Consider the following 23,991-nt stretch of genomic DNA (forward strand, 5'->3'; position numbering starts at 1 on the left):
CTGACAATCATGGCTCTCAAATCTGCTCAAGTCCTTGCCCTCCTGCAAGCCAAGCAAGCTGACTTCAAAACCTTCGACCAAACAGCCTTGCATGCCTTACAAAAGTATCGTGCTGCTTTAGCAAAGGCATCTCAGAAAACAGCAGTAGAACTTGAGCAGATGTTAGGCGCTGCTCGCGCAGTAGGAGCTAGACCACTCGAACCTGTAGGGAATTTCCTGAATTGGGTGATTCCCTCAAATTTGGTCTGGCAGAACCGCGAGCAAAGTTTGAGTTGGGTGCGCGATCGCTTGATTGGGATTGCCACCTTTGCTGTGGATGGTTCCCAGATTTTCCCCACCAAGGATTTCTCAATTCCAGTTGCTCTTGTGCAGATTGGTTGGTTCGAGAATTTACATCTGCCCAGCGGCACCTATGAGAAGGATGTAGCTCTGGATGTAATGACTCCGGCTGAACTCAAGGTGAACCATAGTGGAGAGCCTGTCGATCGCCGCGTGAATATGCGACGGTTTGAGATGGAGACGCAGCGACTGATCCAGTACATGCAGGAACACAAAAACTGCAATGACTGTTTAGTCTTTTTTGATGGTTCTCTAATTGCGACGTTCGCCGAAGCCTTCGACCCAGACACCCGCGCGTTCTATGTCGATTGTCTTCTGGAACTGCTGCAAACTAGCGAAGATTATCGAGTGCCGCTGGTCGCTTACATCGACACTTCTTACGCGCGCGACTTGACGGTGATGTTGCAGCAGGGCTTTAAGTTACCAGAAGCAAATGCAATTCACGATGCCCAGTTGCTCAGCAAGTTTATGAGTTGGGGCGATCGCACTCCCCTGTTTCTCTGTCAGCGATCGGGGATTTTGGGTCAATATCAAGCCCATGCTGACAAGATTGCTTTCACCTACCTCAAAACCACTCACGATGGCTATCCCGCTCGCTTAGAAATGCCCGTTTGGATGTACGAAGCAGGCATTGTCGATCGCGTTTTAGATTGGGTACGAGGTGAAGTCGTCATTGGCAACGGCTACCCTTATGTGATTGAAACTGCTGACCAAACCGCTGTACTACAAGCAGAAGATCGCCATACGTTTTATCGGATTTTCCAAGACTGGGCAGAAAAGGAAGAATTGAATCTGCGCTTATCTCGCAAGATGGTGAGTAAAGCCCGCCGTCGTTAAAACAGCGCGATCGCCACTCATCTCTAGTCACCCATCTTTAGAGCGAGAAGATTCAGGATTTTCAGAGTGCTAGTCACCAACACTTGACATCTTGTATTACACTTGTAGTATAAATAATACAGATACTCCAGCTTTGCTTCGGGAGTTAGCCCTATTTACTTGAGGAGGCAAACGTTTATGCCTTACGAAAAATTAGAAATTTCTACCCCTAAGCCTGTTTTGTCTTGGGCTAACCATTCCCTCGGAGCCGATGAAACCAAAATGGCTAAGAACGTGGCGTCTTTGCCATTTGTGTTCAAGCATGTTGCTCTGATGCCTGATGTGCATTTGGGCAAAGGAGCCTTAGTGGGGTCTGTGGTTGCAACTAAAGAGGCGATCGTGCCAGCAGCAGTGGGAGTAGATGTCGGCTGTGGTATGTGTGCCGTCAAAACTCCCTTTACTGCCAGCCAGCTAGAAGGCAAGCTCAAGCAAATTCGGCTAGACATTGAAGCTGCGATTCCGGTTGGTTTCCATGAAAACAAAGAAACCGACAAAACCGTGCTCAACTGGCAAGGCTGGCGTGAGTTCAAAGACTTGCATTCTGGGGTGCAACGCCTAGAAAGCAAAGCCATGAAGCAAATGGGTTCTCTCGGTGGCGGTAATCACTTTCTGGAAGTTTGTGTGGATGCTGAGGAGCAAGTATGGCTGATGCTGCATTCTGGCTCTCGCAACATCGGCAACATGCTGGCCCAAAACCACATTGGTACTGCGAAAGAACTTGCCAAACTAGCAGACAATCGCTTGCCTGATCCTGATTTGGCCTACTTTGTCGCTGGTACACCTGAGTTTGCGGCTTATTGGCACGATTTGCAGTGGGCTCAAGGTTACGCCCGCTTCAACCGAGATGTAATGATGGCACGGTTCAAGCGAGTGGTGGAAAAGCATTTGGCTGGGGGCAAACCCACTAAGGCGCTGCTATCCGTGAATTGTCACCACAACTATGCCGAGAAAGAAGTGCACTTCGGCGAAGAAGTCTACGTCACTCGCAAGGGAGCCGTGCGCGCCCGGAGTGAGGACTACGGCATTATTCCTGGCTCTATGGGAGCCAAGTCCTTCATTGTCAAAGGCAAGGGCAATGCCGAAAGCTACTGCTCTTGCAGCCACGGTGCAGGACGAACCATGTCTCGAAATAAAGCCAAGTTACAGTTTTCCTTGGATGACCTAATCCAGCAAACGGATGGCGTCGAGTGCCGCAAAGACGCAGGCGTGCTAGATGAAATTCCCGCCGCTTACAAATCTATCGAGCAAGTTATGGCTAACCAGTCAGACTTGGTTGAAGTTGTAGCCACGCTGAAGCAAGTGGTTTGCGTCAAAGGCTAAACCCAGATTACTAGGGAGCGATCGCCCTCTCTAACCCGATTAGGAGCGCGTTTATCCCTCATCCTTTACACAGATGAGTGGTCGATTGGCGATCGCCTCCAGTTCCACCGACTTGATTAGCTCGTTCCAACTAGCAATTAAAGCAGCATCTTTGGGACGATCACAGCGTTGGTCTAGCAGCGTTTCAATCGTATTAAACCAAATGCCATTTTGGGCATAGACAGCAGGGCGATCGCGAGGGTCGGCCTGCTTTAATTGTTGATTCACAGTTGAGCTAGGAGTCACACGCTGTACCCAACCATCCACTGTTACATCTTGGGTGCGATCGCCCGGATTGCAAATGAGAGACACAGACCAGCGATAGTCTTGCCCCGACTTTAAGGGAGGCAGATTTACATCTGTTGGTAAGCTGAGGCTGGCAATTCCTGCTTCACCCGTAATGCTAAAGGTGGTTTTGTATATCAAGTTGCGGTTCACTCGCTTGGCATCTACGTCATAAAGAGCAAACTCTACTAAAGACGCATTGCTTGCTGGCAAAGACCAGAAAAATTGGGGATAAGCTGCGGTCGTCAAGCCCAAATTGGTAGCGGGTAACAAAGCCACTAACGGGCCAGAATTCGCTGGCAAGCATTCGCCTGTCCCATTCCCTCGTGAGCCGGCTCCCTGCCGTCGGCCTGGTATCCTAGGCGCGGGTAAAGTTCCACGCGTTCTAGGAGCTTCCAACCGGGGTGACACAAATGCTCTGGTCCCCGCTCCGACTCGCCGACCTGGTAGTTTGCGACCAGTGGCTCTAAATTGCAGTGCTGAGGCTGAGGCTGACGAAAAGCTGCTTTCCACCCAGCCAAACAAACCGATCATTAGGCCAGCAGCGATAAAAGTTTTGGAAATATTAACTTGAAGCATAGAAAAACTCTTGTGGATTGATTCAGCAGTAGCATCCCGCAGGCTTAAAGCCACACCGGGAGACACAGCAAAAACTGCCACTCATTGATGACGAGGGTTGCCCCAATTGTAAGTCTCTCGCTCAAGATTCAAGATTAAACGCAGCTGACATACAATCTTTTCGCTGGCCTTAATGATACTGATCAATAAAATTTGGACCGTAGAATAGAGGGCAGCAAATTGTGCGGCAGCAGCAACGATTGGGGTAGAGTGTGAGAAAAATTTTTTGGCAGTTTTTTGAACAAGGACAAGCGATCGCCTCTAAAACCCAGGTTTTAGGGCTGTTAGTCTCGACCTTGGCAGTACCGATTCAGCTCAACCCCAATTCAGCTTGGGCTAGTGTCACTACACTCCCTGTTGATCCAGGGCTGAATCATCAAGTTGCTCAAGCTGTGCCTACGCCGCCTAGTAATCCGCAGCCTGACCCAAATCAGGACCGCTTCCTGCAACCCCAACCAACCCTGCCAGCTCCTGCTCCTACGGAAGAAGAACAGCCAATCTTACCCACGCCTACCCCAGAAACGCCTCCCGCCCAGCCTGATGTCACGATTCCAGTTAAAGAAATTGAAGTGATTGGCAGTACGATTTTTGAGCCACGGGAACTGGACTCGATCGTGCAGCCTTACGAAGGACGTTCTTTAACGCTGGAGGAACTGCGGACAGTAGCGGATGCCATCACGCAGCTTTATCTCAACCGAGGCTACATCACATCCCGCGCCATCTTGGTCGATCAAACGATTACAGATGGCGTCGTTAGGATTCGTGTGATTGAAGGTAGCTTGGAGCGGATTGAAGTCGAAGGCAATCGCCGAGTTAATACAGGTTACATTCGCGATCGCATTCAGTTGGGAGCCAAAACGCCGCTGAGGAAAGACGATCTAGAAGACCAATTGCGCCTGCTCAAAACTGATCCTCTGTTTAAGAACGTCGAAGCGAGTTTACGGGCGGGTGAACAGCTTGGCCAAAGCATTTTGACCGTTCGGGTTACGGAAGCAAACCCGTTTGATTTTTACCTCAGCGCCGACAACTATTCCCCACCGAGTGTGGGGTCTGAGCGTCTAGGCGTGAGTGCAGTGCATCGCAACCTAACTGGACTCGGCGATCAACTTGCGGGGGCTTACTATGTGTCTACCACGGGGGGTGCTGAGTTGTATGACTTCAGCTACCGAGTCCCAATTAATGCCATGAATGGGACTATTCAGTTGCGGGCTGCTCCCAATGACTACAAGATTACCGATCCAGAGTTTTCGAAACTGGGCATTCGCGGCAGCTCAGAGTTGTACGAGATTAGCTATCGTCAACCGCTAGTGCGATCGCCCCGCGAAGAATTGGCCCTCTCCTTAGGCTTTACCTTCCAAGACGGGCAAACTTTTCTGTTCAACGACATTCCTAATCCGTTTGTGATTGGGGCTGGCCCCAATGGTGTTAGCCGTACCAGTGTGATCAAGTTTGGTCAAGATTACGTCAAACGTGATCCAACGGGTGCCTGGGCCTTGCGATCGCAGTTTAATGTGGGGGTAGATGTGTTTGATGTCACCACCAATCCCGATCCGATTCCTGATGGGCGGTTCTTTAGCTGGTTAGGTCAGGCTCAGCGGGTTCAAGCTCTCGGCACGGATAATTTGCTGATTGCTCAACTAGATTTGCAACTTACGCCCGATAGTCTCTTGCCCTCACAGCAGTTTGTGATTGGCGGCGGGCAGTCGGTGCGGGGGTTCCGCCAAAATGCCCGCTCTGGGGACAACGGGGTGCGTTTCTCGCTGGAAGATCGGATTGCTTTGCAGCGGAACGAAGCAGGATTGCCGATTCTCCAGCTAGCACCTTTCTTTGACTTAGGAGCGGTGTGGAACAATGCCAGAAATCCCAACGAAATCAACGATGAGCGATTTTTAGCGGGCGCAGGGGTAGGACTATTGTGGCGACCTGTCGCAGGTCTGAACATCCGCCTGGATTATGCTTTCCCTCTAGTGGACTTGAGCGATCGCGGCCAGAACGCCCAAGATGAAGCCTTCTACTTCAGTGTGGTGATTCGTCCTTAACTGATCCGCTTTACCAAGGGTTGCCGACCATCGTGAAGGCAGCCCAATAGTAAGGATGGGAGAGTTTGCGATCGCCCTACCAGCGGGCCAAATAAAATCGGTCAGCGCTAGCGAGTACTGCTTGAAGTCGAGGGTTTGGAAGTGGAACTGGTAGAACGAGTATCTTCTGAAGCTCGGTTAGTTTGAGAGCAGCACTGCACTAAAGGCGCTTTAGCTACAGTGTCTAACCCCACCGACTTCAACAAAGTTTCCCAATCTGTCGTTAAGGCGCGATCGCGAGGGTTGGCGCGGCGTAACTCGCTCAGGCTCTTGAGCGTATCGTTCCAGATGCCCTCTTTGGCATAAATGGCGGGGCGATCGCGTGGAGCAGCTTTGGTTAGTTGATTTCCTAGATCGCGGCTGAGGCCAACCCGTTGCACCCATCCTTGGACAAAATCAACGGCTGAAGGATCAGACGGATTGCAGATTAAAGAAAACGTCCAAGAGTAATTCTTGTTCACTTCTAGCGGCGGTAAGGTCGCATTTGCCGGCAGGGTGACGTTGATGACTCCTGGCGACCCAGTAATCGCAAGAGTTGTCTTGTAGATTTCCTGTTTCTTCTCATTGTTCAGCACAAATTCAGCCGTGCGAGCTGGTGTGGGCGGAATGAACCAGAAGAAAGTGGGATATTTCTCAGCAGTTAGCCCCAGATTAGTATCGGGGATCAAGGCGACTAAAGGCTGCTTCGGATTCGTGCAAGGTCCACGAGTTCCCGCACCGACCCGACGACCTGGTAAACGACGCTTGACAGTGGTTGATGGCTGTTGACTCTGAGCCAGAGTGAGGGTGGGCCAGCTGCAAACAAATAACCCTAGAGAGAGAGCTAGGCAATTTTTCAGCAAAGTTGTCCGAGATTGTTTTCGACGCATACTGATCACCCGTAGGTCGCATAACTTAAGATTCACCAGCAAAGATACGGCATCCGCAAGTTCGTCTGCCCTAATCCGCTACCTCAATGAGAATCTACCGTTTTGGTTTCTATGTCTACCTGGGTGACAAAGGGTTCTTGAGGGATCTCAACGCTCGCCAGGGTAGGGCTGTCCAAAGCAGGAGCGATCGCCTCAACATCTGGAGTCTGCCAACCAATGACTCGATAGACATCGACCATTTGCTGTTTGCCTTTAAGAGCCAGTGGTCCCCAAGCTTCAACCGCAAATTGCTGATTCAAATGCTCTAAAGTTTCTTGGGCAATCAAGACACGGCAAAAATCTACATGGCGATCTTTTTCACAGCTTTCTAAGCGGGATGCAATATTGACACTATCGCCAATCACGCCGTACTCTAGACGGTTCTTGCCACCCAAGCTGCCGACAACCACCGGACCTGTAAAGATGCCTGCTCGCATCTGCACAATGGGTAAACCGCGCGCTTGCCAACCCGGATTTAACTCCCGTAGGCGATCGCCAAAAGCCAAAGCACAAGCCACTGCTTGCTTGGCATCTTCCGCAATTTCGGCTGCGCTAGTGCGCGGCACCGGAACGCCAAAGACTGCCATCAGCCCATCCCCAGTGAACTTATTAATAATGCCGTGGTGGGTTTGCACCTCCTGGGTCATCACAGATAGATATTCGTTCAACCAGTTCAACAAAGCCTCAGGAGACATCTGCTCAGAGACGGTGCTGAAGTCTTTAATATCAGTGAACAATACGGTCGCAGTCAGCCGTTGTCCAGGGAGCTTGCCCGACTTGAGCAGGCGATCGCGGCTACTCCACAACGCTGCAGCAATCTCTGGCGAGGTGTTCTGGCCGAGCAAGGTCATCACTGTTTTCTGTTGGCGTTGGGCTTGCTGCGCACGGTAACTGACTACCAGACCCACCGTCATGACAGCTGCGATCGCTGGGGTCATCACAGGCACCCAGCCTTGGTGGAGGAAGATGCCAAAGGTGCTGCCAGTCAGCACGCCCAGCATCAGAATGCCGCTCAGAGCTAAAGTGAACGGTTGGCGCATAATCCAAGCAACCGCACCGCCCACTACCGACCAACTGGCAATCCACAAAATCTCGGCCCACTCTGGCCAAAACCAAAACAGCGGGCGATCGCCGGAGACAGCATCCAAAATCTGGCTTACCATTTGCGCATGGATTAGTACCCCTGGCATGTTGGGATTATTCACCCAAGCCGCTGAACTATAAGGCGTGAAAAATTCATCTTTAAGGCTAGGCGCGGTGGTACCAATTAGGACAATCTTGTCTTTAATTAAGGCGGGATCAACTTGCTGGTCGAGGATCTGCGTCAACGTAACCTGTGGTGATACATCACGAGCAGCACGATAATTCAACAGAATTTGATACGCATCTGCATCCACATTTTGATAACCGCCCGCATTCGTTTGCAAAGGTGTGAATATAGCTTCGCCCCAGCGAACCTCGCCATAGTCTTTCCAAGCTGCTTGGGGCAACTGTTTCTGAGATGCCAAGTAATGCTGAGCCACCCGGAGGGAAAAGGAGTACAGCTCTGTGGTTTCTGTATTGCCAAACATGAAGTTGCGGCGAATGACGCCATCAGCATCAGTCACTACATCGTTGAAGCCCACGCGATCGCTCGGTACCACCATCGGAGGCGGCGTACCGCCACTCTCTGTATCACCAATATTGGTAATCGCAATCAGATTGGGCGCTTTAAACTGCTGAGTCAGCAATTTCCAACCCGGTTCTTGCGGAAAATTGCGGTACAGATCTAAGCCAATGACTCGGGGTTTGGCTTTTTGCAAATTCGCTAAAGCCTGCGCCAGCACTTGATCGGAGATCGGCCATCGCTGCTGCTTCTTTAAGTCTGTTTCGCTAATGGCAACCACTAGAAATCGCTGATCAGGGGTAGCTTGGGGACGAAGCTGTACCATGCGATCGAACGCCACAAGTTCTAGAGATTGCAACCCTCTCATAGGGCGCACACTCAGCACTAATCCAGTTACGACAAGACTGGCGATCGCCACGACTGGCACACCCGTTAAATCTGACCACTCAATCCGAAGCGCAGGAGGAAATTTGAGGATCACAGAAGTTCTCGGCTAGTTAATCAACTCAACTCATTGGTATTGATACACTACAAGCTACAACCTGCACCCATCCCTGAGCTGCTGACTCTGATAGTTTAGTAAACCCAGAGTTCGCTGAAACAACCATGCCCCAATGGCTTAATCGGCAAAAGACTTCATCTACTTAAGTAAGTCAATTTTTTAACCATGCGGCTTCACCTATGAGCATGATCCTGCTGGGCTAAATTTAGGCGATCGCACGACGCACCAGGATCACGGTGCATTGACTATTGCGGGCGATCGCTTCGGGAATGTTACCTTTAATTGCTTGTTGCAACATGCCTTCCCGACTGGCTCCTAAGGCAATGACATCGCAGCGTTCTTTCTGGGCCAACTTCACCACCGCCTCAGACACCGAAGCGCCCCAAACCGGAGTCACGATAACGGGAGTCGCCAGGCGACGATCCAGCGATCGCGCCGCTTGGTCGAGGATGGCGGTATTTGGTTCTTGCTGGTTTGGCTCAAACACCTGACAAAGTTTAACCAGCGGTGTTTCTCCGAGAGACGTAAGAGCGGGTAGCAGTTGCACCGCATATTGAGCATTCGGTCCACCCGCGATCGGCACGAGCCAGCGATTAAAAGTTTCGGTGCCACGCAGTCTGGCTAGGACGACATCACAAGAGGCTTGGCGGATTACAGTATCGACAGCTCCCCCAAACACTCGCCCTGGAGTCGCAGTGGTGCCTTTCCAGCCCATTAAGATTAGGTCAATATGACGGTCTTTAATGGTTTCTAGAATTGCTTGCGATACATCATGGGCCACACGAATTTGGGTATGGACTGGAATCTGCCAAGCTCGGCCCAAGTTTTCTGCCTGCCGTAACAATCGCCGACTCTTGGCAGTGCTGACAGCAGTTTCTGCCGGAGAATTACTGCGGGGAATGAGTACTACTTGCAGACATTCAATTTCTAAGTTGCGATCGCGGGCAATGGCAGTAGCCAGGCGAATCAGAGAAGCTGCGGTTTGAGGATTGCTCAAGGGCAACAACAAGCGCCCCCGACCCAAGGCAGGCGATCGCGTTTGGTACACTACATAGGACGCTTCCGGTTGCGGCCCCAACTGCTCCGTCTTACCACTCAGTTGATCCGATTGCGCCCGAATGATATCGGCTCGCGTAATAATGCCCACCAGCTTGCGGCCTTCCGTCACAGGCAAACGACTGATTTTGTAGCTGTTGAGCAAGTACAGCACATGAGACAGCGGATCTTTCGGGTTGACGGTAACAGGCTGCGGCGTCATTAAGGCGCGGAGCGGCATGGTCTCAGATAGTTGCTGCTGAGCAATATTGCCCAAATCTGTTTGAGTGACGATGCCCACTAACTTTCCTTGATCCACCACTGGGAAGCCACGATGATGCGATCGCGAAAATGCTTGCACCACTTCTTCTAAAATCATCTGACTCGACAGCGTTTCCACCCGTCTCTGCATAATATCGGCTGCCGTCAAACCAGATAAACGGCCTTCGATGGGGGCTTCCTGCTCCAAATAAATGCCATTCCAAGCTAAGAGCCGCTTGTAAATCGAGCCACTGGCGATCGCTTCTGCCACCAAGTAAGCCACCACCGACCCCATCATCAGCGGCAGCACCAAATTAAAATCGGTGGTCATCTCAAACACAATCACGATCGCGGTAATGGGGCCGCGAGTCACAGCACTAAAGAAAGCCCCCATTCCGGTTAAGGCGTAGGTGGTCGGGGAACCAATCGCGATCGCCAAATCAGGTGGGACTCCTAACGCCGTCTGTAGAGCTTCGGCACCAAGGCTCACCAAATACCCCAAGGCTGAGCCAAGAATTAGCGATGGCGCAAATAAGCCACCGGGTGCCCCAGAACCGTAAGCCACCAAAGTCAGCAAGAATTTGGTTACAAACGCCAGGGCCGTGATTTGCCACCCCGCTCCCCCTGTCACCAGAAACTCTTGCAGCCCAGTGTTGTCGCGCAGAGAAGCGGGCAAAAAAGCTAGAACCAGACCCGACAGCAGCCCAGCCAAACCGATTCGTACCGGTAATCCACCTGTGCGCAGCAACTTCCGGTTTAGATCTAAGCTGACAAAAATTCCTTTACAGAATAATGCGCCCAATAACCCTGCTAAGACCCCCAACAGTAGAAACAGAGGAATTTCTGCCAGAGAAAATTTGGCATTCGAGGTTGTCAGGATCATATTCAACCCATGCCCCCCTAGTAAGCGAGACACCACCCCACCCACAAAGGAAGCCAGAATTGCTGTGCCCAGCGTCAGGTTAGACACATCTTGCAGCAGTTCCTCCACGACAAAGATCACCCCCGCGATCGGGGCGTTAAACCCAGCTGCCAAACCTGCTGCCGCTCCTGCCGCTAGTAACTGGCGTTGGTAGTCGGGAGAGGTAGGCACCCAACGACTAAACTGCGCGGCCAAAGCTGCTCCCACTTGCACCGTCGGCCCCTGCCGTCCCAAGGTTAATCCAGACCCCAGCGACAACATAGTGGTCACCAGCTTGACCAATGCCACCCGTAAATTTAGGGCGATCGGCACGTAAGCCAAAGCCGCTTTGACTTGGGGAATGCCACTTCCAGAAGCTTCCGGGGCTAAGCGCTGAATCAACCAGCCTGTTAAACCACCGCCAATCAAACCAATCGTTGGTAAAACTAGCCAAGCTGGAAATGTATGTCCCGCTATAATGCGCCAGCCACCCAACCACCCAGACCCCTGCTTGAGCAAAACGGCTGCTAAGGCAGAGACCAACCCAATCGCACAAGCTTCAAAGATAGCCAGACGCTTAGGGCGCAAAAATTGACGGAGATGCTGGGGGAGGGAAAGATACCACATCAGGCCGACGGCTCAATAGGAAGACTTGGACTTGGACAAACATCACGCTGGGGCGATGTCATGTTTGCCTAATGCGCAATAGGTAAACAGCAAATTAAGCCTGAATGATGCCAAGAGCCCACCCAGCAATCACTAGATCTCAGTATCGGACGGAAAATTGCTGTCGATAGATTCCTCTTTGAGCAACTTGCATCAGCGCTTTACTCAAACTGCATCCAAGTTTCCCAGATCCTTAAAATTGAACTAGCGAGTGAACGACATCAGTCAGAGCAGCGATCGCTTGATTTTGGCCTCATGGCCTAGTGCCGCCCCGTCACAGACAGCCCTTCCACAATCAAAGAAGGGGTATAGCAAGCACCATTCCAGTCAGCATCACTGCCAATATCTACCAGTTGGTTCAAGGCTGTGTAGACATTGCCAGAAATCATCGTGTCCTTGACACGGCCCACAATCTGCCCCTGCTTGACGCGGTAGCCTAAATCCACATTCACTGAGAAGTCCCCAGAAATCCCCGCGCCACCTCCCAACATCTGATCGAGCACCAATCCTTCATCGAGGCTGGCGATTAAATCTAGGAGAGACTTGTTGGCAGTCGCGCTAGCCATCATCGCACTGGGTTCAATCAACAAGTTGAACAAACCGGGTGTGGGATAACTGCCTAAACCAGGACGGAAGCCATTGCCTGTCGTTCCGCTCCCCAGCAAGCGCCCACTGGTGCGATCGGTATAGAACAATTGCAACACTCCGTCTTGGATGAAAACCAGAGGCCGAGTCGGTGTGCCTTCATCGTCAAAGGGGCAGCTAAAGGGACCGCGACTGGGATGCTGAGAAATGGTTAGCGCATCGGAAATCACTTGTTCGCCCAAGCGATCGCTCCAAGGAGAGGCCCGCTCAATTACCTGCTTACCGCTCAGTGCCGCTTGCACCGTGCCCCAAATCATGTCGGCGGCTTTGGAGGTGAATAGGATTGGTACCCGACCGCTAGGGGTTGGCACATTTTCTTTGGCCCACTCCAAGCGTTGCAACACTTCCTGGGCCAAAGCGACTGGGTCTAAATTGCCACGTTGGATTTGCCCATCTGAGACGCTAAGAAAATCGTCACCGCGAATCCACTCAGCCGACAAAAAGCAACTTAGGGTAGTGTCGGTATAGCTAAAATCCAATCCTTCTGAGTTGAGCAACCGGGTGCTCTCAGCTTCGCACTCCCACTCAGCGGTACAGAGACTTTCTGGGTAAGCCTCCCGGACTAAGGCGATCGCTTCCTTACCCCAACCCACGAGTTGCTCAACGGCGATCGCCTCCCCTACATCTGGGTAAAACACTTTAGAGCCTGTCGTTAGCTCGATTGCCTCTGGCTCATTTAGTTGGCTGAGCGCCAAGGCTCGGTCTACCAAGGCTTGTGGCTCTACAGGACCATAGGCTACGGCTAACCCAGGACGGCCATCTTGCCAAAGGCGTAACGCCGTACCTTCAGACTGAGTACTCTCTAGCTGCTTGAGGCGATTGGCTTCAAAGAAAACAGGACGGGAAAGCGATCGCGATTGAAACACTTCCGCTGCTTCGGCACCTGCGCGGGCGGCTAGCTCCAACAGTTGTTCTGCTGGCATCTCTGGCTGTAGTTCGTCAAGACCCATAAAATCTGTGGACGAGTGAAGCTAACGGGGAAGCAGGCGGAGATTACATGACTCAATTAATCGCGTCACTTCATCCACCTGGGATCACTTTACGCTAGTTTGGAACCCAATTTAAGCCAGATTTAGTTCCTGCAATAACCAAAATCCCGCAAAAGATTCGGCTTCCGGATCAGACTGCACCGCCACAAAATGCACTTGCTGCGCGGCTTGTTTGGCTTGCTCGAATCCTTGCGCTTCTGCTTGCAGTTGTGGCGTGGTGAGATTGGCTAAAATCCAGCGATCGCTTAAGCCTGTGTCGAGCAACAATCTTGGTTTAGTGGTGCTGGTATCCATTTTAAGGAAGGCCAACTCTAAACCAGACATCCAACCCGCCAAGGCTAAGGCTCTATGCGAAAAAATGATCAGTCCTGGAATTTTGGTATCAGGGGCTAGTTTCAGAATTTCTAGCGGAAAAGCCCTTGTAAAGGCAATTTCCCACTCTGCCATTTCCGCAAAAGCGCTAGCTTCTAAGGTGACAAAAGCCCACTGCTGGCCGATTAGCGCATCGGGTAACGGTTGCGGAGTGGTGGTTTCGTAACTAACTGACGGATTCGCTCCTGGTTGGAATCCTGGTTGATCGGGGTAGACAATCTGCTCTCGCTCTTGCAACCAATGATTGAGTGCAAAGGTGCGGCGGCTGACTTCACAAGCAATGCCTAAATCTTCACAGGCTTTGTTGATCATGTTCGTCATCTGACGACGAAAGAAACGAATCTCATTCGGGGGTTGAGGCGCTTGGGCGATCGCGTTTTGCAATGCTTCCTGCAACCACAGGGAGTTTACCTGGGTACTGGGACAATACTGGGCATAGCGAAAGAGGGTTGCGGGCTTTTGGCCTGCCTCCAAGGGACTTTCACAGACCAGCACTTCCCACAGTTTTTTGCCACTTTCGTCCAGAATCGGACGTGAATAAAAATCTAATTCCCAGACGATACCCATACAACCACACGTAAATCATTGAGCCAGAGCAGAACCAAACTATCTGCCCCATTACCAGTATCGGTGACGCTGGCTCTTAGAGGCACGACAACTATAGGGAGGGCGATCGCCTAATGCAGCTTTTCTATTCTTCAGTCAGCCTAGGGCTGTTGAATGATGCGGAGGAAGGTTCGGAACTAGTAGCCCAAACCTCTAAAGGTTGTGATGTCTGGTTATAAAGTAGCGCTTCCAAAACAATGGCATTAGTATTTAGAGTCAACGCTCGGTTGGGCTGTTGACTCTCTTCGTAGAAGCCAGCGAATACTCCCTGTTGGGGATCAGCCAGCCAGCGCATTCCCTTGTAGGTTCGCTCGGTGTAGCGGTTACGGAACAAGACATTCCAGGCGATCGCAATCTTGGTACTACTGCCTCGAAAAGCAGCCGCATCCTCTCCCCCAGGAGTCACGGTTTGCCAAGGACGACTATTCGCCACTACACAGTTATGGACTTGCCAAGGAGCCTGATCTAGGTTTGTTTCCGACCAAGCCGTCAGTTGATTTGTCGCTAGATATCGATGCTGTTGAGCTTGGAGTAAACGAGCGGCATATTCTACGGGCAGCGCTTTAAAGCCGCTTTCTAGGCCATCCAAGACATAAGGTTCACTCACGACACAGTTGGGCTGCGCTCCCTGCTGATCGGTTGTCACCTCCACATTCATCACATCGACGAGTTGAGTTTGCGTCTTGACATCTAGAGCTTGAGTTGGCTTCAGCCCCAGCTTGCTCAACCCATAAGCCGCATATTGCTCGTAGCCCAATGTACCTTCTGGCTGCCAAACTTCCTTACCAGAGGCAGTGGTTGCTGCCATGATCTGGCCATCATTCACCAGTCGGTCCAGCTTCCAACGACTGGTCACTGCTTGGCTAGCCGCTGCATGTTGGGGATAGCGTACTGCCACGATGTCTAGCCAACGAGCCAATCTGCCCAGGTCTACTGCCGAAAACCCAACCTCCTGCCGTTTTTCTGGTTGTCCGTAATCAATCGGCACCAAAGTCGTAGCGTTGTAGGCTTTATTGGGTAGCTCGTTACGATACAGCGGCAATTCTTTAAGGGTGGTTAGAACCTGAGTCATCCAGGGATCAAATTCTTGCGGAGAAATCAGCCCCAGTTCTCGCGCTGCCACCATCCCTGCTAACTGATTGGCAACATCCCACATCGTCGTCGCGGGGAAGCCTGCGGCTGAAGTAACGAGTCCAGTCTGGGAGCGGTTTAATTCAAAATAGCGCCAAGCGTTGCGAGCCAGGTTTTTATCTTCGCCACTCAGGGGAATCTGTCGGGTGACAGGAACAGGCAAAACCGAGGTTTCGCGCCAGGCTAATGCTTTGTGGACGCCAAAGGCAACCAAAAAGATAGCACTGCACAGAGCAACCTGCTGAATCAGATTGAAGCGGCGATCGGAGGTTTCCATAACAACTTTTTTAATAATGAGGCTAGCGAGGGATAGGTCGTTTAGCGAGGCACCACATTGAACAGAAATTTTTTTTTGATGAGGAACCAGAAGAATCCGATCGCGATCGCCTGTAACAGGGTTGTCACTAGGGCGTTCCCTGTGGTGAGCCCCGGAATCATAAACCACAACACCGTCAGGGGCACATGCATTACATAGACATAAAGGGAGTTTTGCCCTAGAGGGATCAAAAGTTTGCCTAGTGCTTTATTAAGGGGTAGCCAAAATGTGTTGACCACCATGTACAGCAAGGGAAACAAGCCTAATAAAGTCACTAACCGAATGGGACCGTTGATACTGCGGTCAGTCCACTGCAACCACTGCACCCGCTGGGAGACATTCGCAGGCCAAACGCCCAATTGCATGTCATACTGAGCCGCTACCATCGCCGCAATCACAATCGTGACTAGAACTGTGACCAGTGGCAGTTTAGGGATCCGTGCCCAAAGTTGCTGCAACTGCGCTCGGTAGTAGCCTGCGGCCAAACCATGCACATACAAGATCTGCCAAGAAGCAAAGGAGAAATAAGGATGGTCGCGATCGAGCGGATGGAAGCTGAGTGCGTAAGGATGCAACTGCTGCAAACTCCACACAGACCAGGAAATGGCCAGAAGTGGTGCCCATAGTCCTCTGCGTAGCAGCCAAAACATACCGGGAGAGGCAACTAGGCACAAGACGTAGAGCTGCAAGATGTCAATTACTGGAGGAGCTAAATGCAATGTGGCAGCAGCTAAGAGAATTTGCCACCAACTTCCTGGAGCGGCTTCAAAAGCAGGGCGAGTCCAGCCTGGAAAGAAGATTGACAACAGCCCTAAGGTCGCCATCAGGATAAAGCTAGTTTTATATAGTGTCCAAGCTCGCTCTAATAGCTTTTTCATGGCTTCAGGTAAGCCAATTTTTTGAATTCGCTGGCGTGTCACCAAACCCAAAACCATGCCCGATAGAAAAACGAATCCTTCCGCAGAACTGGCGTAGATGTGACCCTGAGTAATGTTGTTGAAGTAAGAACGGCTCTCCAAGTGATTGATTACCATTGATGCGATCGCTAAGCCTCGCAGAAAATCTAGGCGGAGATCTCGCTTGGCATCCACGCTAGGGTCATAAACCCACTGCTTGCGGGAAAACACGTAGGTATTAGGAGTTGCCGTATCAGCCATGATCGGCTTTAGCTCTGAATCAGACATTGAGTGTAGGAGGAAGAATTACCAGGAACGAGCAGGCATGCAGATCGAGGCAGGCCTATTTTGTTATCCAGGTTACCGTCGTCTCTCCGCGTCCATCAAATGGCTGAACTCTTGCTGAATTTGCTACCACTACTGGTATCGGAGAGGAAAATAGCTTTGCACCAAGCCCGTCCTACAACTAAGAATTTGAAGGCTTTACAGCAAGAGCAGGACGATGCATCATCCTTCGAGCTTGAAAACATCCTGCCTTAAGGAGCAATGGAGGGCGAAACAAAAGAGGATATCTTAGCGCTAGAACTGAGTTTCAAATTTTACCAGTGGCGATCGCCCCTACGTGGAAAGCGAAGCGGGATTTAGCTGCAACTCTTTTCTCAACCAGCCTAGTTTGTTAGTAATCAATTAATCAGCCAAATATAGGATTTATGGATACTGCGACGCTCCAGAAACAATATGACTCCGGACAACGAGATTTTAGTCAGATTAATTTGGTAGGCGCTAATTTAACGGGTGCGAATTTAGCTGGAGCCAATTTGAGCGGAGCAAACTTGATGGCGGCTAACCTCAGCAATGCCAATTTGATGGGTACAGACTTGTCCAAGGCCAATCTGATCGTCACTAAACTCGTAGGAGCCAACCTTACAGGGGCCAATCTTGTAGGGGCTAATTTGGATGGAGCCAATGTTAGTCAGGCTAACTTAACGCGATCGCATTGTAGTGAGGCCAACTGGACAGGGGCCAATCTCTGCATGGCTAATCTGACAGAAGCCAACTTCCAAAAAACTACTTTAAAGGGAGCAGTGCTGCTGATAGGAGCCGATTTAATTCGGGTAGACTTCAGTGGAGCTAACTTAAGCGGTGCAGTTTTAAGCGGGGCTAATTTAACAGCCGCTAACTTGGTAGGAGCAAATTTGAGTGAAGCCAATTTGAGCGGAGCTAATCTACGCCGAGCCAACTTTGATGGAGCCAATTTGCGTGAGGCGAACTTGCTGGAAGCAGACCTCACCGAAACCAATTTAGAGACAGCCAATGTGTTTGGCGTCAAACGCTCAGAGTCCTCAATAACATAATTACAATCGCGTCATGCAGATGTCTAGAAAACCTGTGAGGAAAGCTTTCAAGTGAGTTTGCAGGATAGGATTACCATGTTTTTCCCAAGTTCACGACATCTGCGATCGCCCTCATTACCTTTTTGGAGTTTAGGCATCTGGATATTAGGAGGTACTGGAGTTCAAGCGATCGCTACAACCTCTAGCTCCTTAGATCCCCCATCCTCTGCAATTCTGGCCCAGCTACAGCCGCGCTCAGAGCAATTTACTTCAGAAATAGCTACCCATACCGCTACAGAAACAGACATCCAGACGGCATCTTCACTTCCAGCACATCGCTCATCTGCCTCAGCACTATCTTCTGCCTCAGCACTATCTTTAGAGCCATCCCCTACCCCGAGCACCAGCTTAGAGAATGCTGCGATCGCCCCAGAAAAGCCCAACTCTTTAGAGCCTGAATCTTTAGGTCTTCCTAACTCGCAAGCTTTAAGTTCTGAAGCGGCAGTCATGTCTGCGATAGAGAATCAAGCGCTGGCAGAGTCTGACAAGCAGCAAGATAGTTCTGTCACCTCGCTCTTCCCCACTGTTGCAGTTGAGCCAGAAACTATAACTGGCGTGGCCACGACAACTTACATTGCCACTTCAGGACCAGAAAACTTTAACCCTGAATTACGAGTACCCCCGCCACCGCCACCGCCGCCACTGCCACCCCCTGCCCTACCCCCACCTGCACCAGCGCCGTTAGAGATACCACAGGAGACAGAACCAGGTACAGCTGCCCAAGAGCCTAATCCCTTTAAATTAGAACATCTGCAAATCAATTTTCGTGATAACCAAGATCAATCTGGGCAACATAATCAGTGGATAGAGCCAACCGCTCAATTTCAACTGGGTAATAAGGGTGATCGCCTTCTAGTCAAAACGGGATTCAACACGTTTGAGGAGCCAGAAACTGAAACCATCACCAATATCCCTATTCAAATTGGCTGGCAGACCAAGGTCGGCAAATCAACTTTACAAGTGGCAGCGGGTGTAGACTTCTTCAACCGTTTGCCTGCGGCCCTCAATCTAGATGTTCAAGCCAGTGTGCCTCTCACGCCTTCCCTGACAGTAACGGGAGTTTTAGAACAAGGCCCTTATAAAGCCAATGCCAGAACGTTAGAAAACCAAATCACTGCTTGGAGATTTGGGCCTAATTTGTTTTGGCAAATCGATCGCAAAACAACTCTTTTTTCGTCATTCCGGGTAGGACTTTATAACGACGGCAACAGTGAGGCACAGTCCTTTAGTCGATTAGAACGAAAATTTGGCCAATTTCATGTTGCGGCCAACTTGTTCTCTTGGAATGTGAGAAAGGATATGCAAGCGCAGAGCGGCTACTTCTCACCCCCAAATTTTCTTGTCTACAACGGAGAAGTAGGGTGGCAGGGTAAGCCTTTTGACTTTCTCACCTGTCGGTTAACTGCCAATTTGGGAGGCCAGCGCTTAAAAGATACCAGTACCAACGGTTACAGCTATCAAGGTCTTTGCACGGCTGAGTTATCACCCTCTATTGAGATAGATCTTGGCTATACCGTTAGCAATATTTTTACTCGAGAAACAAGAGAAAGCGGTGCTCAAAGCGATGCAGTAGTCAGCCAACTTCGGGTCAAATTTTGACTTGATTCAGCCTAAAAGCCTAAGTAAATCTCCTATAGGGTATATTCCAAGCGGAGGTTCCTCAAGTATAAAAAGTATTGAAGATTACATAGTACGCTTACACGACCTTAATCTCTGTATTCCTTAAACAAACGTCATTCTTGTAGTTGAACTTCTTGACTCAATGGATTTTGAACCTCCTTCTAAAAGATTATCGTTACTAGCAATAGTAGGTGGAGTCCTCACCGCTGCCATCGCGATCGCTGGATTAGAAACTCTGTCCCGTAACTCTCGGCAAGCGCCACAAGTCGTGACCTCCCCTAAACCGATTACCAAACCGTTACCGTCTCTCCCTCCGGGTTTGCCACCTGAAGCTACAGAGATCGCAAAGCTAGATTCAAAATCCTGGAGTTTGCAAGGCACACCTGTTTCTCAGCAACAACTTCAAGCAGTCAAAACGCCTTATGTAGCGGCAGGGGCAGGAGCAGGTAGCCTGACTCCCGAAGAACAGGCGATCGCTCAGACAGCTTGGAAATATTTTGAGGCCAACTGGAATGAAAAGACGGGACTAGTCAATGCGGTAGATGGTTTTGCTTCAATCACGATGTGGGACCAAGCCGCAGCCCTAGCGGCATTGGTCAGTGCTAAGGAACTTGGGATCGTTCCAGAAACGGAATTTAACGCCAAAATGAGCGTTAGCTTGAAAACCTTGGCAACAATGCCTCTCTACAAAGGCGAACTACCCAACAAGGTTTACAACGCTAAAACGCTGCTTCCTGTGGGCTATGGGCAGTTAGACAAGCGGCAGGAGATTGGCTGGTCGGCCCTAGACATCGGACGTATGGCTATATGGCTAAAAATCATTGGCGCTAAATATCCTGAGTTTCAAGAGCAGACTGAAGCCGTCTGGAAACACTGGAAGGTTGACCGACTCACCAAAGATGGTGATATGTACGGCACCGCAGTAGTTAAAGGCAAAGAACAGGTCAATCAGGAAGGCCGTTTAGGATATGAAAATTATGCCGCTTTCGGGCTAAAACTTTGGGGCATGAAAGTTGATAAAGCCTTGGACTATCAATCCAAAGTTGCCTACGTTAACCTCTACGGGCAAGGAGTCCCCTACGATCGCCGAGACTACTCCAATAGCCAAGCCAACAACTATGTCCTCAGTGAGCCTTTCATTCTAGATGGTATTGAAACAGGCTTTCAATCATTACCAAAGCCTTTTGCAGATCGAGTTCTTGAAGCTCAGGCGGCTCGTTATCGCACCACCAAGAAACTCACTGCTGTCACTGAAGACAACCTCGATCGCGCTCCCTACTTTGTCTATAGCACCTTGTTTGTGAACGGGGAACCCTGGTCAACCATTACCCCTGAGCAGAAATCACAATACCATCTCCGCTTCCTTAGCACCAAAGCGGCAGTGGGCTGGCATGTCCTCTACAACAACGACTACACCCAGAAACTATTCGATTTTGTCAACACCAACATGAAAGCCGAGAAAGGTTGGTACAACGGCTTTTATGAATTGCTCAATGAACCGAATGCAGCGCTTACAGCCAACAACAACGGGGTAGTACTAGAGAGTTTGTTGTATCGAAAAGTAGGCAAACCCCTCACGGTATGGGCAGGAGTGCAAGCTACGCCATAAATCACAGCAATCATATCCGTCCCTAATTTGGTTTTCAGCATGCGGAGAACTTTTCAGCCCAAATGGATTCGAGCGATCGCCCTATTTTTAGTGGGGGTCTGCTTTCAATTCCTGCTCAATGCTTATCTTTCCAAACCAGTAGTTGCTCAGCAACCCGTTGCCACGGGTGGGGCTTGTGCCGAAATCACAGTGCCTCTAACGCCAGAAGAGCAAGCATATGCCACTACAGCTTGGCAATACTTCGTCAAGAACTATCAGCCCGCCACGGGATTGGTGAATTCTGTCGGCAATTATCCCTCCAGCACCTTGTGGGATATGGGGAACTACTTGACGGCTCTGAATTCGGCTCGTTGGTTGAATCTGATTGACCAAAAAGAATTTGATACCCGTCTGAATAAGTTCTTGACGACGCTCGCTAGCTTAAGACTATTTGAAGACACCTTACCCAACAAAGTCTACAACACTGCTACTGGGGCTTTAGTAGACTATGGCAATAACCCCATAGAACGGGGTATTGGCTGGTCTGCCCTTGACATTGGGCGTTTGCTCGCCGCCATGCACATTATTCGGACTTGCCATCCTCAATACGCCGACTGGACAAAAGGTGTTCTGTCTAAGTGGCAGTTGGCTCGCTCCATAAAAGATGAACAGATGTATGGAGCCGCAGTCCTAGCAGATGGCAAAACTCTTCCTGTACAAGAAGGACGATTAGGGTATGAGGAATATGCTGCTAGAGGCTATGAGCTTTGGAATCTGAAGCCCGCTAAAGCTCTGGAGATAGAACCTTTTAAGTTTGTTGATGTCAATGGCGTCCAAATTCCAGTCGATACCCGTGACTATCAAAGTTCTAATGCCAACAACTATGTCGTGAGTGAATCGTATATCCTTGACGGCATTGAATTTGGTCTAGGAGGAGTCTTAGGGGACTATGCGGCTAGGGTGCTAGAAGCTCAAAAACGTCGCTATGACTCTACAGGTCAGCTAACAGCCGTTTCTGAGGATAATCTCGACCAAGCTCCCTACTTTATCTACAACACCGTCTATTCCAACGGCGTACCTTGGGCTGCGATCAACGAAAAGAATGAGGCCTTTCCTCAGTTCCGCAACATCAGTACCAAAGCCGCGTTTGGCTGGCGTTATCTGTATCCCGATAATGCCTACGCCCAAAAAGTCTTTGATGCGGTCAAAACCTTAAAAGATCCAGAGAATGCAGGCTTCTACGCAGGTCTGTATGAAACCACCAAGCAGCCCAATAAAGTTTTGACGGGCAATACGAATGGGCTGATTTTAGAAATCCTGTATTACAAAGCTCGTGGTAACCGTCCGTTAATTGGTTCCAGTAATGTAACGTTTGCCTCTCCCCGTGGTGGTGCTACAGCAGCACAGTCTGCACCAACTTCCCCAGCGCCAACTCCTTCAGGGCCACCTACTGCTGCCAGCCCTGCTGCTCCACAACCAACTACGGCTCCATCCACTCCACAGCCAACTGCTGCTCTACCTACCCCACAGCAACCGGCGACTCAAGCTCAAACTCCTCCTCCAGCTACAACTGCTCGTGCGGTTGCCCCTCCGATTAAGGTTGCAGCTATTGGCAGTGTAGGTTCTCGGCTATCCAAGCCTCCTTTAACGGTCAAACCACTAACCGTCGCAGAGCGTCGTTATGCAGAAGCGGCTTGGAATTATTTCAAGTCCAACTACAACTCAGATACAGGCTTAGTTAGCGATCGCAGTGACCTCAAAACTGCTTCCCTCTGGGGCATGGGTAACTATTTGGCAGCTCTGAATGCAGCGCGATCGCTAGATATTGTTTCTGCTTCCGAGTTCGACCAGCGGGTACGGCTGTTGTTAGGCGCATTAAGGCAGGTCTCACTCTTTGGCGGAGAACTTCCTTATCGAGGCTACGACACAAAAACCTTGCAACCTGTAGATTATGGTGGCAACCCGATCACAGAGGGCAATGGTTGGTCTGGAACCGATGTAGGACGACTTCTAGCAGCTCTACACAACCTAAAAAGTTATCATCCCGAATATACAGAGGCGGTCGATCAAACCGTTCTAGATTGGTCATTTCTGCGCGTAATTCGAGATGGCAAGATATTTAGTGCCATCACCACACGAGATCAGCAACCCCAGAGAGCTGCACGTTGGTTAACCCGAATCAAGCCCGTTAACTATCTGGGATATGAAGAATATGCAGCTCGCGGCTTTCAGTTGTGGGGCTTTGAGGTCGATCGCTCAGCAGTTGGAGGTCGATACGAAACCGCTACAGTAGATGGTGCTCCAGTGCCTACACAGCGGTTGCAAGCTGGCAACAAAACAGAAAGACCTGCTTACACTGTTGCCGATCCCTTCGTGTTGTATGCCTTGGAGTTTGGCCTAGATCCGCAAATGAAGGAACTGGTGCAACCCATGCTGCAAGCCCAAGCCGAACGCTATCGTCGGACTGGCACCTTCACCGCAGCGGGAACCACCTTGATCAACCGCAAACCCTACATTGTTCATAGTACGCTCGTGGGCAAACAGCAGCCTTGGGCCACACTGGCAGATGATGGTTCAGCCATTCCAGAGTTGCGGATTGTTAGCACCGCGATCGCCTTTGCGTTCCGCGCCTTGCTGCCAGAAAACAAGTACGCTCGTCAGCTAGGGGAGCAAGTCACAGACTTATATAGTCCGCTGCTGGGCTACTACGAAGGGTTTTATGAGCAAACCGGGAAACCGACGATCGCGGCCTTTAGCAGTGGTACCAATAGCTTGATTTTGCAATCATTGCTCTACGTCAGTACCAAACAACAACCGCTCATTCGTCCCACTCAATCAGCGAAATCTCCTTGGTGGGAGGCGATCGCGGCAGGAGACTCCGGGCGAGGGCTACCTGAGAGAGCGACGCAAGCAATCCAACTGGTGAGGGATAGAGCTGGAACCTATTGGGCATCAGCGCCAAACAATACTGCGGTTCAGTCTCGCCAACCCAATCTCTAG

The 23,991-nt window shown here is 50.5% G+C and carries 15 protein-coding genes; 7 read left to right on the top strand and 8 right to left on the bottom strand.

Annotated features, from left to right (window positions below):
• The first annotated feature begins 9 nt into the window (after nt 1-9).
• The gene (locus H6F90_RS23260; protein ID WP_190554505.1) at nt 10-1,176 is read left to right on the top strand and encodes a DNA double-strand break repair nuclease NurA; all 1,167 of its coding nucleotides are present in this window, start codon (nt 10-12) and stop codon (nt 1,174-1,176) included.
• A 177-nt stretch (nt 1,177-1,353) separates the two neighbouring features.
• On the top strand, nt 1,354-2,535 hold the full coding sequence (locus H6F90_RS23265; protein ID WP_190554506.1) for an RtcB family protein: 1,182 nt from the start codon (nt 1,354-1,356) through the stop codon (nt 2,533-2,535).
• A 51-nt stretch (nt 2,536-2,586) separates the two neighbouring features.
• On the opposite strand, the gene H6F90_RS23270 is transcribed toward H6F90_RS23265, so the two are convergent.
• Nucleotides 2,587-3,519 (bottom strand): DUF928 domain-containing protein, encoded by a 933-nt coding sequence (locus tag H6F90_RS23270; RefSeq protein ID WP_190554507.1) that lies wholly within the window; start codon nt 3,517-3,519, stop codon nt 2,587-2,589.
• A 170-nt stretch (nt 3,520-3,689) separates the two neighbouring features.
• Here H6F90_RS23270 and H6F90_RS23275 point away from each other — a divergent pair, with 170 nt between their 5' ends.
• A complete protein-coding gene (locus tag H6F90_RS23275; RefSeq protein ID WP_199296119.1) occupies nt 3,690-5,516 on the top strand; it encodes a ShlB/FhaC/HecB family hemolysin secretion/activation protein in 1,827 nt (608 codons plus the stop codon).
• 107 nt (nt 5,517-5,623) lie between these two features.
• On the opposite strand, the gene H6F90_RS23280 is transcribed toward H6F90_RS23275, so the two are convergent.
• The 7 genes from H6F90_RS23280 to opgC all read right to left on the bottom strand — a co-directional run bounded on the left by H6F90_RS23280 (nt 5,624) and on the right by opgC (nt 16,677).
• On the bottom strand, nt 5,624-6,424 hold the full coding sequence (locus H6F90_RS23280; protein ID WP_190554508.1) for a DUF928 domain-containing protein: 801 nt from the start codon (nt 6,422-6,424) through the stop codon (nt 5,624-5,626).
• A gap of 83 nt (nt 6,425-6,507) precedes the next feature.
• Complete coding sequence (locus H6F90_RS23285) at nt 6,508-8,550, bottom strand: CHASE2 domain-containing protein (RefSeq protein ID WP_370588075.1); 2,043 nt, start codon at nt 8,548-8,550, stop codon at nt 6,508-6,510.
• Nucleotides 8,551-8,776: 226 nt separating this feature from the next.
• Nucleotides 8,777-11,395, bottom strand: coding sequence for a chloride channel protein (locus H6F90_RS23290; protein WP_190554509.1), 2,619 nt, complete (start codon nt 11,393-11,395; stop codon nt 8,777-8,779).
• 299 nt (nt 11,396-11,694) lie between these two features.
• The gene (locus H6F90_RS23295; RefSeq protein ID WP_190554510.1) at nt 11,695-13,029 is read right to left on the bottom strand and encodes a TldD/PmbA family protein; all 1,335 of its coding nucleotides are present in this window, start codon (nt 13,027-13,029) and stop codon (nt 11,695-11,697) included.
• 111 nt (nt 13,030-13,140) lie between these two features.
• Nucleotides 13,141-14,007, bottom strand: a complete 867-nt coding sequence (locus tag H6F90_RS23300; RefSeq protein ID WP_190554511.1) for a Tab2/Atab2 family RNA-binding protein — start codon at nt 14,005-14,007, stop codon at nt 13,141-13,143.
• A gap of 124 nt (nt 14,008-14,131) precedes the next feature.
• Nucleotides 14,132-15,454 carry a DUF3131 domain-containing protein gene (locus H6F90_RS23305; RefSeq protein ID WP_190554512.1) on the bottom strand — a complete coding sequence of 441 codons (1,323 nt, stop codon included), beginning with the start codon at nt 15,452-15,454 and terminating at the stop codon, nt 14,132-14,134.
• Nucleotides 15,455-15,495: 41 nt separating this feature from the next.
• Complete coding sequence (opgC, locus tag H6F90_RS23310) at nt 15,496-16,677, bottom strand: OpgC domain-containing protein (RefSeq protein ID WP_190554513.1); 1,182 nt, start codon at nt 16,675-16,677, stop codon at nt 15,496-15,498.
• A 422-nt stretch (nt 16,678-17,099) separates the two neighbouring features.
• On the opposite strand from opgC, the gene H6F90_RS23315 reads away from it, so the two are divergent.
• The 4 genes from H6F90_RS23315 to H6F90_RS23330 all read left to right on the top strand — a co-directional run bounded on the left by H6F90_RS23315 (nt 17,100) and on the right by H6F90_RS23330 (nt 23,991).
• On the top strand, nt 17,100-17,744 hold the full coding sequence (locus tag H6F90_RS23315; protein WP_190554514.1) for a pentapeptide repeat-containing protein: 645 nt from the start codon (nt 17,100-17,102) through the stop codon (nt 17,742-17,744).
• A 75-nt stretch (nt 17,745-17,819) separates the two neighbouring features.
• On the top strand, nt 17,820-19,382 hold the full coding sequence (locus tag H6F90_RS23320; protein WP_190554515.1) for a hypothetical protein: 1,563 nt from the start codon (nt 17,820-17,822) through the stop codon (nt 19,380-19,382).
• Between the two features lie 163 nt (nt 19,383-19,545).
• Nucleotides 19,546-21,012: a DUF3131 domain-containing protein gene (locus H6F90_RS23325; protein WP_190554516.1), complete on the top strand. Its 1,467-nt coding sequence runs from the start codon at nt 19,546-19,548 to the stop codon at nt 21,010-21,012.
• 39 nt (nt 21,013-21,051) lie between these two features.
• A complete protein-coding gene (locus H6F90_RS23330) occupies nt 21,052-23,991 on the top strand; it encodes a DUF3131 domain-containing protein (RefSeq protein ID WP_190554517.1) in 2,940 nt (979 codons plus the stop codon).

The organism is Trichocoleus sp. FACHB-591, from assembly GCF_014695845.1.
Classification (GTDB): domain Bacteria; phylum Cyanobacteriota; class Cyanobacteriia; order FACHB-46; family FACHB-46; genus Trichocoleus.